Origin of the sequence: Ferrimonas aestuarii (assembly GCF_005116665.1) — a bacterium.
GTDB lineage: Bacteria > Pseudomonadota > Gammaproteobacteria > Enterobacterales > Shewanellaceae > Ferrimonas > Ferrimonas aestuarii.
Map to the genome: position 1 here is coordinate 92,509 of NZ_SWCJ01000003.1, position 13,679 is coordinate 106,187.

The following is a 13,679-nucleotide window of genomic DNA, read 5'->3' on the forward strand; positions in this document are numbered from 1 at the left end:
CACGAATAATTATGTTCTGATTTAATTACATTCACTAGTAATGACATTCACCAAACCATCTACATTTAGCGAAAAAACAAGACAAATTATTAGCAGAAAGCTGTCAGAACTAAATTAAACTAATATTTACAAAGTTAGTAATTACTTGAAAAGTATACAGTGAATGAAAGTCAATTACCGTACCGTAATTGTATAAATTATAAATTCCAATTTGAATGATATTTAGTGAATTTTCTTTCAGTTGGATTTAATGAATTTCATATCGAAATTAGATTCAAATAAAAAACCCAACAAAAGTTGCCGACTTCAAGCCCAATTGAAGTCGGCACTGGTTACCAATAGGTCACTAAGGTCATCACGTACACCACGGCACAGAGCGTAGGCCAGTACCACATGACGGTGATCTTATTGCCACCGTAATTGACCATGGCGCTGCTGCCCCGATAGTAGAAGTGAGAGACCACCAACAGTAGTGAAATAACCACATAGAGCAGAAAATAGAAGTACTCGAAATAGACCACCTCGGCTAAAGCCAGACGCTCTCGAATGCTGTAGTGAGCCAGCAATATGGTAAAGATCAGCGCGGTACAGTGGTTACGAAACTCCTCCATGGAAGACTCCGACATATTGACCACCGCAGCAAACAGCAAGCTGACGATGACAATCACCGGCAGTAATGTGGTCACAAAGGGGCTTAGGAAGTAGCGCTCAATACGGATGTTGTAGAACAGCTCAGGAAACTCCCCCTGCCCTTGATACCCAGCCAAGCCAAAATTGCTCTTGTAACTATGGTCCAGATATCGAAACTCACCGGCAAGCAGCTTCCACTCGTTGAGCATAAGCTCACTGTCCACTCCAGGGTTAAAGCTCGGGGTGAGCTGATCGTAGGACTCCAGATCCGGTACCAGCACCGTATTGGAATAAAATTTCGTCGGCCACAGGCGAATCCAAACATTTTTGTCATCGAAAGGGTACTTGCTGTAATCAAATGGTTGGCGCAGCTGGGCTTCAAAATACCAGCCCTTGACCCGGCGGCCATCAGTAGCAAGCCCCTCATAGGCCTCGGTAATCGACGCGCTCACCGCTTCCGGCATCAATACGCCCCCTTGTTGATCACCACTGAGTTTCTGCCATACGTAGCCGGTCAAATAGACATTATTCGCCGACTTAAACTCCATCGACTGCACCATGATGCCCGTAGGAATAAACACAGGTTCGTCCAGACGCATCGCCTCAGACTGAAAATGATAGGTATCGATGAACGCTTCACGCTCACTGATGTTCGACACCGGTACCGACCCTTCAACCTCATTGGAATAAAAGTCCATCGCCAGCCACCACACACCAGCGATACCCAGCGCCAACAGCAAAGAAGCCAGTGCGGAAAACTGCCAACGAATGCTCACCAAACGATAGGAGCGAGTCACCCCTGCAATCAACATCAACAACGACGCCAGTGCCACCGTCAACGTCAGCAGCACTTGGCGACGCACATCATTAACGTCCAGCACCAAAGACTCACCGGAGAATACCGTCACCAAGGTCCAATCGGCGTGAGCCACCTTTTCACAGGCGGCGTAACCTTGAGCCCCCCCTTTTAGGCCATCCAAGCGAAAAAAACGGGTGCCACTCTCCGGCGCAAAGCAGGCAGACAGGGATGCCAAGAAAGCAAAATCGGGATTGTGCAGTAAGCTGCCTCGAGTCTGGCCTTTTCGAACCAGATCAAAGATCGGATGGGAGATGAGTCGCCCCTCCTTGGAGAACAGCATGCCGTAGCCAGTGGTCTCCACCTGCATCTTTTTCAGGTCGGTATTGAGGTGCTCCAGAGAGATATCGCTAGGTATCACCGCAATAGGTCGCTCACTCACGGCATCTTTGGTGCCATAAAAGGGAACCGAGTAGGTGGTGATCACCACATTATTGAGGGGTTCAAAATAGGGTTCCGTCCACATCGGACCTTCAGCCAACGCCCGAGAGTACCAGCTAAACTCGGCGCCACCGGTATCGTAATCGGTAATGTTAAAATCCCGCTCTATACCAGACAGTCGCTCGAAATAGCGGGAGAAATAGCGCTGCTTGCCATCAAACTCATAAGGCACGTAAGTAACATTGAGGGAAGCCAACTGCGGCGTTTGCTGATAATACTGACTCAGCAGTTTTGGCACCTGACGCCGGTCCTCAACCTGAGCCAAACGATCGCGAAATTGGTGCACCTGCTGCATCACCAACTCCAGCTTATCCCCGATCTCATCGGCAGTGCTGTCGGTCTTTTCGAGCAACTGCTGCTCTATCTGGCGCTGATTCTCCGCAAACAGATGCACCAAGTGGGTCACCAATACTCCAGCCCACACTAACCCGGCAATCCCAACGCCAATACAGAGTATGCGCACCACTTCACTGACTTTTGACATCCTTGTCTCCCTCCCTGCGACGCCATCACGCTAGCACTGGCGCTGCGGTTCGACCACATCCCGCCCCATCAACAATCATGATTTCAGAGATAACCACCAATCAATAGGGAGAAACTCGGACAAACACCGAGACAATTCGATACTTTCCAGAAAGTTACGCGGCAAAGACCATTGAGTAAGCAAGGGAAATATCAGAAGTACCACAGGATGAGCTGTGATAGGGTAAGCCAACAACAACAATCATAAGGAAACAGGATGTTCAGGTTCCCTAAACTGGCGCTGACGGCCATAACGTCAGTGGCCCTTAGTCTATCGGCCCACGCCGACGTTACCGATTTTGACAAAAGCCAACTGCATCAACATATCTCAACCTTAGCCTCAGACCGATTCGAAGGCCGTGGCCCCCTCACCGAAGGAGAGCGACTAAGCGTTGACTACATTGAGCAGCAGTTCAAAGCCATTGGCCTAGAGCCTGGTTACCACGGCAGTTATCTGCAAAGTGTGCCCCTTGCCAAGGTCACCGCCGATCAAAACATGAGCTTAAAACTGGGTAACTTGAGCTTCATTAATGGACCTGAATACACCGCTCGCAGCAATCACATCACTGACAAGCTGAAACTCAAAGACTCAGAGATGGTGTTCGTTGGCTATGGCATTAATGCCCCTGAGTATGGCTGGAACGATTATCAGGGCGTCGACGTTCGCGGCAAGACCGTGGTGATGCTGGTAAACGATCCCGGCTTTGCCACCCAAGATCCCAACCTCTTCAAGGGCAACGCCATGACCTACTACGGGCGCTGGACCTACAAATATGAAGAGGCGGGCAAACAGGGGGCTGCGGCCGCCATCATCATCCACAAAACCGATGCCGCCGGTTACCCATGGTCGGTGGTGGAAAACTCCAACACCGGCAGCAAATACACCCTAGTGGACGACAACAATAACCTAGGGCAAGTGGACATCATGGCTTGGCTGCACCAAGACGCCGCCAAGCGACTGTTCAAAAATGCCAAACTGGATTTCTCCAAGCTAAGTGCTGCGGCCGCCAAACCCGGCTTTAAAGCGGTTTCCATGAATCAGCAAGCCAATCTTGAATTTGCCCAGTACAGCGAACTGGCTGAATCGAAAAATCTGGTTGGCATGATAAAAGGTGCCCATCGTCCCGACGAAGCGGTGGTGATTCATGCTCACTGGGATCACCTGGGTAAGCAGGGCGGAGAGGGCCACATCTATAACGGCGCCATCGACAACGCCACAGGCGTTGCCGGCGTACTGGAGCTGGCTCGAACCCTAAAAGCGATTCATGCCAAAAAACCGTTCGCCCGCAGCATCTACTTCACCAGCTTTACTGCCGAAGAGACCGGAATGATTGGCGCTCAGCAGTTCGCAGAACAGCCGCCAGTGGCCACCAAAAACATCGCTGCGTTTCTGAATATTGATGGCATGAATGTAGGCGCACCTCTCGATTACGTGCTCAGATACGGTAATGATGTCAGTGAGTTGGAACTCTATCTCGATCGCATTGCCAAAGATCAAAACCGCTACGTTAAACCGGATCCTCGCCCGCAAGCGGGACTGTTGTATCGCAGCGACCACTTTGCCCTGTTCAAGCAGGGTATTCCTGGGCTGCTATTTATGAGCCTGGGCGATAACGACCCAGATTACATTCCAAATCGCTACCACAAACCAGCAGACGATTACGATCCAAGCTGGCCACTGGATGGCATGGTTCAAGACCTGCAGTTGATGTCCACCATGGCACAGCAACTGGCCTACGGCGATGACTGGCCAAAATGGCTGGAAGACTCTGAATTTAAACAACGCCGTGCCCAAGACGGCCGATAACCCTAAGGAGATCGCGTGTCCGCAATCAGCCCCCATGGCCTTTGGCTCACCGCCCAATTTGAGCTAAAACGCCTATTCACCACCAAGCGAGGGCTGTTGTGGCTCGCCGCTTTCAGCATTGTCTGGGGCGTGCTGCTGCGCTACCCGATTCTTGGCGCCAGTAATCTGCTGAGAGAGCCGGCGGTTCAAGAGTTAGTGAACTACCTAAACCCCGCCGGCGAATACAGCCAGTTGTTTGCATGGGGCTCTCCCGAAATGGCCGCCTATTGGCTGTTTGCACTGCTGCTGTTCCCCATGACCAGTATCGGTATGGCCGCCGATCAGCTTGCCTCCGATTTGAGCCGCGGTACCTTACGATTTTTGGTCCTGCGCTGCAGCCGAACCAACCTTCTGTTAGGCCGATTCCTTGGCATGATGCTGGCGCAGCTGTTTATGGTGCTGGTCTCTCTGCTTGGCGCTCTGATTCTGGCGATGAGCAGTGGTGAAGCTCTGCTGCTTCCCCTTCTCGGCCAGTGCCTGCTGGTGATGCTGAACCTGTTTGTGGTGCTGCTGCCTTTTACCGCCACCATGGCATTGCTGTCGATTCTGGCTCGCTCGGGTCGCCAAGCGGTGATCCTAGCCACTCTGTTTTGGATTGTGGCTCCGCTGGCCGTCGGACTGTTGTCCCAACTGTACGCACCGCTAGCGCAACTTAAAATGCTGATTCCCGGCGGACAGATTCTTGAGCAGGTTTCGCTACTGCCTGCCCAGGCATTAACTCTGAACTGGCTGCCACTGCTGCAAACCTTGATCATGCTGGCCTTAGCCCGCATCGCCCTGCTGAGGACTTCACTATGACCTTGATTACTGCCAAAGGGCTTTGCAAAGATTACGGCTCCACTCGAGCACTGAACAACATCGACTTGATCCTGTCCGGGGACGGTAACATCGCTTTAGTGGGGCCCAATGGAGCCGGTAAAACCACCCTATTCTCGATTCTGTGTGGCTACCTCACTCCGAGCTCGGGAAGCATCGAAATTTTGGGGCACAAGCCGGGTTCGGCCGCCCTACATGGCAAGCTCAGCGCCCTGCCTCAGGATGCCCAACTGGATCCGGGCTTTGCCATCGGTACCCAGTTAAAACACCTGTGCGCACTGCAAGGATTCAGAGGTAAGGCCGCCCTTGAGGAAACCAAGCGCGTGCTGGCGCTGGTGAACTTGAGTGACAGCATCAAACGCCGTCCTAATGAGCTCAGCCATGGCATGCACAAACGCCTGACCATCGCCCAAGCGCTTATCGGCGCGCCAGAGCTTATCTTACTTGATGAGCCAACCGCCGGTTTGGATCCGGTCAACGCTCGAGAGATTCGTCAGTTAATCAGCGATCTAAGTGAACAGTGCCAGTTTGTCATCAGTTCCCATAACCTGGAGGAGCTAGAAAAGCTCTGTTCGCAAGTGCTCTACATTGAGCAGGGGCGCCTGACCCAACAGCTCACCAGTGACGACCGTGAACACAATGGTTTCCTCGGGTTAACGCTGACCTCGCCCCTTGAAGAAGGGCATGGCTTGGATCAGCTGTATGGGGTGCTGGGGCTCAGCGTCAAAAGCAAGCTGCAACTGCAATTTCGCTACGACATCAAAAACCATCCGGATTTCGACTTGTCACTGCTGCATGCACTAAAGGCTAAAGACATAGGCTATCGCCAACTCAGCCTTGGCCGCAGCCTAGAGGAACGGCTGTTTGATTAGAGAGCGATTGTTCGATTAGAGAGTCGTTGCGGATTATGTCAAAGCCCTGCCAGTTCATACTGGTGGGGCTATTTCTTCCTCCGGCCCCAAATAACAAAGCCCGTGCAGGCAATGGCGATGGCCATCAGGGCAACGGCGGTCATCAGCCACTCACCCACCACGCCGAACACTCGGCCACTGTGCAACGCCAACAACAACTGCTCAACACTGATCCCAGCACCTTCGGCCAATTTAGGCTGATACTCTTGCGCTTGAAACGGCACCAGTGCAGGCATCACTTCAGTCGTAACCGGTTGCATCGGCTGTTCCAACCACCAATCTTGCTGCCACACTTGACCATTGGCGTCTTTGAGCAGTGGCAAGCCTTGGCGACTGACCCCAGCCAGAACCATGTCGGTGGCCAGTGGTATCGAGTCGACCAACTCACCGCTATGAAGCAGTAACCACAAAGAGGCGCCATCAGCCAGCAGCACCTGCTCCTCACCCACCAGCACATTGGCAACCTGTTGACTCAGTTCTCCCAGCACGCCTTGGGCACTCACCAAGTGACGATCCACGATCCATAGCTCAACACCGTCAATGGACTGAATTGCCGGCACAGGCACACCAAGAATCTGATACCAGATTTTCGAAGTGAGTACTGGGGAGTCTAGGCCGATACGATGACTGTGTTGCAGCGCCAGTCCAGTGGTGGCTAACAGCAAAATCCATGCACAGACAAAAATGCCAATACGGCTATGCCAACGGGTTAACGTACGGGTTTTCATGAGCCTAAGTGCTCAGCCAGATACAGTGCCAGTCGAGCGGTCTTATCCATAGCCCGCACCGACAAGGTTGCGCCACTGATGCCGTCGATGGTCTGAGACAAGCGTTGCTGCTCCAATTCGGCGCCAATAAACTGCTTAGTAAATGCCGGTCGGTGAACTTCCCAGCCACGGCTCTCACGGAAGATAAGCACTTCGGCATCGATAATCTTGCCCTGCTCCACCAGATACCCGAAGGTAATCGGCTGCTCTTTGCCGATGGCTTCTAGCACCCAAGCCGTGCGCTGGCCTTGCTGCCAATATCGCACTCGCAGCTTGCCATAATTCTGACCAATAAGATCTTTGATGTTTTGCTTAAGCTCGCCCTTAAGCCACAGGGTTTTAGGGGCAGGCACGGAGGAAAATGACTCGGACAGGAACTGCTCCTGAGTCTTGTAAACGGTGTTAGCTGCATCCACTGGTGAAACAGATAGCGCTGCTAAAAATGCAAACAGGGGGCCGAAGCCCCCTAATAACGAAAGTTTCATCTTAGAAAGAGTAGCCTACGCCTAGGTTAAAGCCGTTGTTATCAGAGCCATCGGTTTTCTCAGCCCACTGATAATCCGCTTTAAATACCACTTGAGGGTGAATCCAGTAGTTTACACCCACATCGGTTTGCTTCTCATCTTTCATGCTGCCTTTGAAGAACTCGTAGTCGCTGTAACGCGCGAACACGCCCACTTGTTCGGTCAGCTTAAAGCTAGGTTCGATATACCAACCTTTCTGGTCGTCGGCACCATTTTCAGACGCCACGTTGCCATCGATGTCCCACTGGGCATACAAGCCACGCAGACGGAAGTTACCAACAGAATAGTCCATGTGGCCTTCCAGCAACATCGCGCTGCCGATGCCATCACCACTCATCTGAGACAGATCATCCTGATAGTTTACGCTGGCGCCCAAAGTCAGACCAGGAACGCCAGACCAGTTGATGGCCAGCGTACCTGCTAGGTTTTCTGCTGCGGCTTCAGAAACCTTCTGACGACCGCCACGGATGTAACCATCGCTGCTCTCCAAACCGCTGTGGATGAAGCCCTGTACCGTGATGCCGTTATCCAAGCGACCAATCAGGCCAGTACCCGCTTCCCACCAAGTGGTAGGCAAAATGTATTTTTCTACGTTGTTACGCTCAACACCGTAGAAGGTATCAGGCTCGTGGGTTTCATTCAGCAGGCCGATTGGCAGCAGGAACAAACCGGAACGTGACGTCAGGTTGTCAGACAGATCCCAATCGATGTAGGCCTGCTCCAGCTCCACTTCGCCATCTTTGCCTTCACCGGACAAAGAGTGCTCCAACTCCACTTCGGAGAAGAAGCGAATGTTGTCGGAAAACTCATAACCGAAGAACATCACAAAACGGTGGAAATCAATCTCTTTTTTAGCATCGGTGTTGTTGTAGTGCAGCTCACCGTAGCCACCGATAGACAGCTTATCTAAGGCAGACTTGCCAGAATCCGCTTCTACCGCTTCCACCGCAGCTTCCACGGCGGCTTGGTTTTCTTGCACTTGGCGCTGCAATGTTTCAATGGCTTCCGCTTGCTTCTGAATCAGCTCCTGCTGAGCTTTCAGTTGAGCTTCCACGGAATCGGCCGCAACGGCACCACCAGTGAATAATGCCAGAGCCAGAGAGGCAGCTAGAGGTTTTACTTTAAAAGTCATCATCTTCCCTTTTGAACTATATTTAATCGAGGGTTGACGCAGATGATAACCACTTTCATTAGTATTTCCACATTAATTTCACATTTTGTTGATCCATTCATGCTAAATACACCTTTTGAGAACTACCTCACTGGTTAACCAGTGAGTTACAAACCAGCACAGTTTGATAATCAATTCATCATTCAGCCTTCATTCAGCACCATGGTTGCAAACTCACTTCATAGAATTGAGAGAGAGTAGTAGCAATGAAGCGCTCGTTAATGTTCATCGTTTTAGCAACACTGGCTCAGTCCACATGGGCTAACCAATACATCATCTACCCAGCCGGAGGCCAAGACGCCGAGCAGCAGAAGGCGGATACGCGAGAGTGCCAAACCTGGGCTACGGACAATACCGGGGTCGACCCTATTGCGCTGGCCAGTCAGCCGGTAACCACCACTGGCTCGTCTGAAGGTGGTAGTGCCCTGGGTGGCGCAGTGGGTGGGGCGGCATTAGGAGCTGCCATTGGCGCGATAGCCGGAGATGCTGGCGATGGCGCCGCCATAGGCGCAGGCTTAGGTTTGGTTCGAGGCAGTAACAAGCAGCGCCGAGCTCAGGATAACCAGCAGGAGCAGATGGCAAACGCCCAAGCGGAGCGCGATCAGATGATGGGCACCTTTAACCGTGCCTTCAAAGCCTGTATGGAAGGCCGTGACTACCAGTTGAACTGAGGCTCAGCTTCCTCAAGCCTTGAGGCAACGCAGCGTCACTGACCCAAATTGGTCGTTAGACGATGGATTGATGCTGTGGCTCCAACTCCTTAAACAGCTCAACAAACTGATGCGTCAGCTTGTGGGATGGCGCCAGATGAATCAGTGGCAACTGCTGATGATGGGACTCTTTCATCTTAACTGAACTGTTCAGATGGGTTGCAAACAGCGGCACGCTGTCTTGCGCCTTTAATTCATCCACCAGCGTCTGGGGCAGCTTGGCCTGAGGGTTAAACTGATTCACCACAATGCCTTCGGCGATGAGATCCCGATTGTGATCCGCTTTCAGCTCCAGCATATTGGCCATCAAACGATCGATCGCCTGCGCCGAAAAGCCATCGCAATCAAAGGGGATAAGCACCCTATCAGCGGCAATCAACGCGGATTTGGAGTAGAAGTTAAAGTTTGGCGGGGTATCGATGTAGATGCGGTCAAACTCCTTTTCTAAGGTTTTTAGCGCATCCCGAAGCTTGTAGATTTTGTAACGCATCTCAAGCTCTCGCTCGAGCACCGACAGGGCCGGACTGGCGGGCAGCAAACTCAAGTTTTCAAATTGAGTGGCATGAACGAATTGCTCTGGCGACGGCGCGGAGCTAAACCAGCCAACGGTCTGTTTTAGCAGATCCGCCACCGTCTTATCCTTAGGCAAGTTGGATTCGTCGACACCGAGGTAGTGGCTACTGTTGCCCTGCACGTCCAGATCCACCAACAGGGTTTTAAATCCCTGTGCCGCACTGATGGCCGCCAGATTGACACTGATGCTGGACTTACCGACACCGCCCTTCTGATTAAACACAACCCGTTTCATCGCTCTTATCCTTAAGTGCTGAATATTTAATCAGATTATCGAACTGCTACCCACTTGTCAGCAGTCAAATCACTTATCAAACAACTAAATCTGCCAATGATTGCCACCCAGAGGTCGATTCGAGCTACAATCGGCGGATAACTCTGTTGAGATTCACAAGACTATGTCCAACATTCGTAACTTTAGCCGCCACCGCTGGCAGGTGGCCGACCAAGGCCTCGCACTGCAAGAGTTCATTGCTCAGGACGCTCAAGTGCATATGTTGTTTCGAGGCGCCACTAACCTAGAGCAAGTCGTGAATATGCTCGTCAATCTGGTAAAAGCGGACTCACCGGAGTTCCTGCAGCAGGAGATCAATCAAGAGAGCCTGCTGCAGATCTTAAGCAGTGGGTTTCGAACCATGGTTCTAAAAAGCCTACAAGGGGATGAGCTGAGCCAATCAGAGCACCTCGTTTGCCTGATGGCGCGCCACTTTTCCCAGAAAAACTACGAGCCAGAGCTCAGTGAAGAGGCGCAAAACCTGTGTCAACAGACTCTTGGTCTCTACAGCCAGTGGGATGCTGAGATGACCAAACGCCGCCGTAGTCAGCGCAATATGATGAAATAGTCAGTTCAAAGAGAACCAAAAAAAACGCTGCCAACTCAACACATTGAGGGCAGCGTTTTTTGTGCTCAATCCAAGCTATTTTACAGTGCGCGGATGATGCCGCCTTCAACTCGCAGTGACTGGCCGTTCATGGCGCGGTTACTGGTCAGATACACCGTGGCATTGGCCACTTCCTCTACCTGAACAAAGCGCTGCAGCAAGCTGGTTGGCTCGTGCTCGGTGAAGTAGTTGTCGGTCAGCTCTTGTACTGGCTTGCCTTCTGACTCAGACAGCGTGTCGAAGTAGTTCTCTACCCCTTCGGTCCAGGTTGGGCCTGGCAGCACGGAGTTCACGGTGACGTCTTGGCCTTTGGTCAATTCCGCCAGCGCTCGCGATAGGGAAATCAGAGCAGTCTTGGTCACTGAGTAATGCACCATCTGTCCTAATGGCTTAATGCCACACTCGGATGAGATATTAACGATGCGACCAAAGCCACGCTGCTGCATCTTAGGCAGCAGACTACGAGACAGGCGCACGGCGCTCATGATGTTGACGTTAAAATAGTGCATCCACTCGTCATCACTGATCTCTTCAAAGGCTTTCACCTCGAAGATGCCGGTGTTGTTAATCAGGATGTCGATACCGCCCAATTCGTCAGCTTTCGCCAGCAGCGCATCGGTTTGTGCCGCATCGGACAGATCGCCGGCGATGGCATGAACTCTGCCATTGGCAGCGCACTCTTGCACCAGTTGGTCGGCAACCTCTTGGCAGCGCTCTAGGGTACGACCATGAATGATCACCTCAGCCCCTTCATTCAGGTAGGCCTTAGCGACAGCGCGGCCGATGCCCGCAGTTGAACCGGAAACCAATACTCGCTTATTCTCTAAATTGAGCTGCATCTCAACCTCATGACAAAGGGATTAAATTGAGTCTGAGTGTAGTCGTCAATCCTGAAAGCAAAAAATTATCTTTGATAATATTTTTAATAATTAAAGGTTATAGATAGGATGTCGATTTCCGCCCCACAGGACCACTTCTCCGGCCACGCCAAAGAGTACGCTCAGTTTCGTCCCGATTACCCAAGCGAACTGTTTAGGATCATCTTAGAGCATTGCCCCGACTCCCCTATGGCTGCGGATATCGCCACCGGCTCGGGCCAATGTGCCGTCGCGATTGCCCCCCGCTGCAAACGGGTATTTGGACTGGACATCAGTAGTGAACAGCTCAAACACGCCAGCGGCCACCCCAAACTTAGCTATTTGGTTTCTCGGGCTGAAACCCTGCCCTTTAAAGACAACCAATTAGACCTCATCACCGTGGCTCAAGCGCTACATTGGCTCGACCTGCCCCACTTCTTTGAGGAAGCAGAACGAACGCTGTCGCCTTTGGGAACACTGGCCATTATCGGTTACGGCAACTGCTTGGTGTCACCCGAAGTGGATAGGGTGGTGGAGCACTTGTATGAAGCAGTACTAGGAGAATACTGGACGCCGGGTCGGCGCTGGGTAGAGCAGGGCTATGAAAATGTCGCAGAGCAGATGCCCTTTGGCATTCCCAAAGTGCATAAGTTGGAAATTGAGAAGCACTGGACGCTGGCGCAGTTTATCGGTTATCTGCAAACTTGGTCGGCGCTCAAAGCATACCTAAACGATCACGACGCCAGTGCGCTTAATGCTACCTGGGCGGCGTTAACACAGGCGTGGGGGCAAGGTACAAAAGCGGTTCGTTGGCCGCTAACCCTACACCTGTGTCGTCGAAAATAGGGGCTATAGAATCAAACCTACAGATATAAACGCTTGTTAGTCACAATCAAGCCGCGGCTCTCAACCAATGCGCTCAGCAGTTGGCCGGCTAATATGGCAAAGCCTTTCATGTAATCGGTGGTGCCATGTTCCAGCACCAGCTCAAATAGGCGCGGTGCCCACGGCATTAAGTGCTCGGATAACAGCTCATTCACTGCCGCCCCATCGTTTCGATTCAATAGCTCCACCAACACCGCCAGCATCAAACCGATGTGATCCACAGGCTCGGTATGCTCGGTTTGCAACGCGATGTCATTACCTCGACAGAAGGCTTTGAAATTAACCATGGTTTGGCCACAAACCAGATTTTCTCGGTCGGTGTATACCGAGCCCCACGGGTAGGCCAGTGCCGTTCCTGGGCCGATAAACAGTCGATAAAAATCTCGTTCGATGGCGTCAAAGCCATCTTTTTCGATGCTCTGCTCAATTCGACCGCAGGCCTCAACAATCTCTTTAGGGTCACCAATTTCTGGCCAGGCGCTAAGCAGTTGGCTGTCGGTCAGCTCAGTTAAAAATGCTGCCGTCGGCTTGGGGTAAAACACATTGTGCAGCACGCCTAATGCGGCTACAGCCATTGAAGTATCAATTGCCATCGGCATCTCCTAGACCCAAAACAGGGGCGACCTGAGCCGCCCCTGACATCACACAGAAAAGTTAAACTTCAAACTCGTTGAGAATACGACCACCGGCCTGGGCCAAACGATTCATCTTAATCACGATGTTTGGTTCAGTAACGGACGAGTCCGGAAGCGGCTGAATGTTGGCGTTGTCGCCGTATTTAGCACGCAGCTCGGCAATTGGGCCAAACTCCAGCGCCCGCAATGGGCAAGACTCCACACAGCTTGGCAGCTTGCCTTCGGCAACGCGGTCGAAACAGCCATCGCATTTGGTCATCACGCCACGTTCACTGTCAAACTGAGGTGCATCGTATGGACAAGCACGGGAACAGCTTTGACAGCCGATACAGATACTCTGATCCACATGAACGAAACCGTCTGATTTGCGCTTGTGCATCGCGGCGGTTGGACACGCTTTCACACACACAGGATCAGAGCAATGGTTGCAGGCTACCGACGCGTAATAGGCAAATACGCCATTACCAAAGCTGCCGTCGCCATTTGGCGACCAGTTACCGCCACCGTATTCATACACGCGGCGCCACTTTACGCCTAAGGGAGTGTCACTGCGGTCTTTACAGGCCACGTGACAAGTTTTACAGCCGGTACACTTGGTGGTGTCGATGAAAAATCCATATTGAACTGCATCAGTCATTATCTTATCTCCCAGAG

Annotated in this window: 14 protein-coding genes; 6 read left to right on the forward strand and 8 right to left on the reverse strand. The window is 52.0% G+C overall.

Annotated features, from left to right (window positions below):
* Positions 1-332: 332 nt before the first annotated feature.
* Positions 333-2,411: a PDC sensor domain-containing protein gene (locus tag FCL42_RS05450; RefSeq protein ID WP_136862383.1), complete on the reverse strand. Its 2,079-nt coding sequence runs from the start codon at positions 2,409-2,411 to the stop codon at positions 333-335.
* A gap of 255 nt (positions 2,412-2,666) precedes the next feature.
* Here FCL42_RS05450 and FCL42_RS05455 point away from each other — a divergent pair, with 255 nt between their 5' ends.
* From FCL42_RS05455 to FCL42_RS05465, 3 genes are read left to right on the forward strand one after another with little or no spacing between them, the layout of a single operon-like run.
* Positions 2,667-4,256 (forward strand): M28 family metallopeptidase, encoded by a 1,590-nt coding sequence (locus FCL42_RS05455; RefSeq protein WP_136862384.1) that lies wholly within the window; start codon positions 2,667-2,669, stop codon positions 4,254-4,256.
* Between the two features lie 15 nt (positions 4,257-4,271).
* Positions 4,272-5,093 carry an ABC transporter permease subunit gene (locus FCL42_RS05460; RefSeq protein WP_136862385.1) on the forward strand — a complete coding sequence of 274 codons (822 nt, stop codon included), beginning with the start codon at positions 4,272-4,274 and terminating at the stop codon, positions 5,091-5,093.
* Positions 5,090-5,983 carry an ABC transporter ATP-binding protein gene (locus tag FCL42_RS05465; RefSeq protein WP_136862386.1) on the forward strand — a complete coding sequence of 298 codons (894 nt, stop codon included), beginning with the start codon at positions 5,090-5,092 and terminating at the stop codon, positions 5,981-5,983. Before FCL42_RS05460 ends, FCL42_RS05465 begins: the two co-directional genes overlap by 4 nt.
* A gap of 68 nt (positions 5,984-6,051) precedes the next feature.
* Here the strand turns inward: FCL42_RS05465 and FCL42_RS05470 are convergent, their stop codons facing one another.
* The 3 genes from FCL42_RS05470 to FCL42_RS05480 are packed head-to-tail and all read right to left on the reverse strand — an operon-like array spanning position 6,052 to position 8,445.
* The gene (locus tag FCL42_RS05470; protein ID WP_136862387.1) at positions 6,052-6,750 is read right to left on the reverse strand and encodes a PepSY domain-containing protein; all 699 of its coding nucleotides are present in this window, start codon (positions 6,748-6,750) and stop codon (positions 6,052-6,054) included.
* Positions 6,747-7,274: an FMN-binding protein gene (locus FCL42_RS05475; RefSeq protein WP_136862388.1), complete on the reverse strand. Its 528-nt coding sequence runs from the start codon at positions 7,272-7,274 to the stop codon at positions 6,747-6,749. The genes FCL42_RS05470 and FCL42_RS05475 overlap by 4 nt, the downstream gene beginning before the upstream one ends.
* Position 7,275: 1 nt before the next feature.
* On the reverse strand, positions 7,276-8,445 hold the full coding sequence (locus tag FCL42_RS05480) for a porin (RefSeq protein ID WP_136862389.1): 1,170 nt from the start codon (positions 8,443-8,445) through the stop codon (positions 7,276-7,278).
* Positions 8,446-8,690: 245 nt separating this feature from the next.
* Between FCL42_RS05480 and FCL42_RS05485 the strand changes: the two genes are divergently transcribed.
* Positions 8,691-9,155: a glycine zipper family protein gene (locus FCL42_RS05485; protein WP_136862390.1), complete on the forward strand. Its 465-nt coding sequence runs from the start codon at positions 8,691-8,693 to the stop codon at positions 9,153-9,155.
* A gap of 55 nt (positions 9,156-9,210) precedes the next feature.
* On the opposite strand, the gene FCL42_RS05490 is transcribed toward FCL42_RS05485, so the two are convergent.
* The gene (locus tag FCL42_RS05490) at positions 9,211-10,002 is read right to left on the reverse strand and encodes a ParA family protein (RefSeq protein ID WP_136862391.1); all 792 of its coding nucleotides are present in this window, start codon (positions 10,000-10,002) and stop codon (positions 9,211-9,213) included.
* Positions 10,003-10,165: 163 nt separating this feature from the next.
* Here FCL42_RS05490 and FCL42_RS05495 point away from each other — a divergent pair, with 163 nt between their 5' ends.
* Positions 10,166-10,609, forward strand: coding sequence for a hypothetical protein (locus FCL42_RS05495; protein WP_136862392.1), 444 nt, complete (start codon positions 10,166-10,168; stop codon positions 10,607-10,609).
* 80 nt (positions 10,610-10,689) lie between these two features.
* Here the strand turns inward: FCL42_RS05495 and FCL42_RS05500 are convergent, their stop codons facing one another.
* Positions 10,690-11,487, reverse strand: a complete 798-nt coding sequence (locus FCL42_RS05500; protein WP_136862393.1) for an SDR family NAD(P)-dependent oxidoreductase — start codon at positions 11,485-11,487, stop codon at positions 10,690-10,692.
* A gap of 108 nt (positions 11,488-11,595) precedes the next feature.
* On the opposite strand from FCL42_RS05500, the gene FCL42_RS05505 reads away from it, so the two are divergent.
* On the forward strand, positions 11,596-12,351 hold the full coding sequence (locus FCL42_RS05505; protein ID WP_136862394.1) for a class I SAM-dependent methyltransferase: 756 nt from the start codon (positions 11,596-11,598) through the stop codon (positions 12,349-12,351).
* 17 nt (positions 12,352-12,368) lie between these two features.
* Here FCL42_RS05505 and FCL42_RS05510 read toward each other — a convergent pair whose 3' ends face one another.
* Entirely contained in the window at positions 12,369-12,983 is a 615-nt protein-coding gene (locus FCL42_RS05510; RefSeq protein WP_229359787.1) for a TorD/DmsD family molecular chaperone, read from the reverse strand.
* Positions 12,984-13,044: 61 nt separating this feature from the next.
* Positions 13,045-13,662, reverse strand: a complete 618-nt coding sequence (locus FCL42_RS05515; RefSeq protein WP_136862396.1) for a DMSO/selenate family reductase complex B subunit — start codon at positions 13,660-13,662, stop codon at positions 13,045-13,047.
* Between the last annotated feature and the right edge of the window lie 17 nt (positions 13,663-13,679).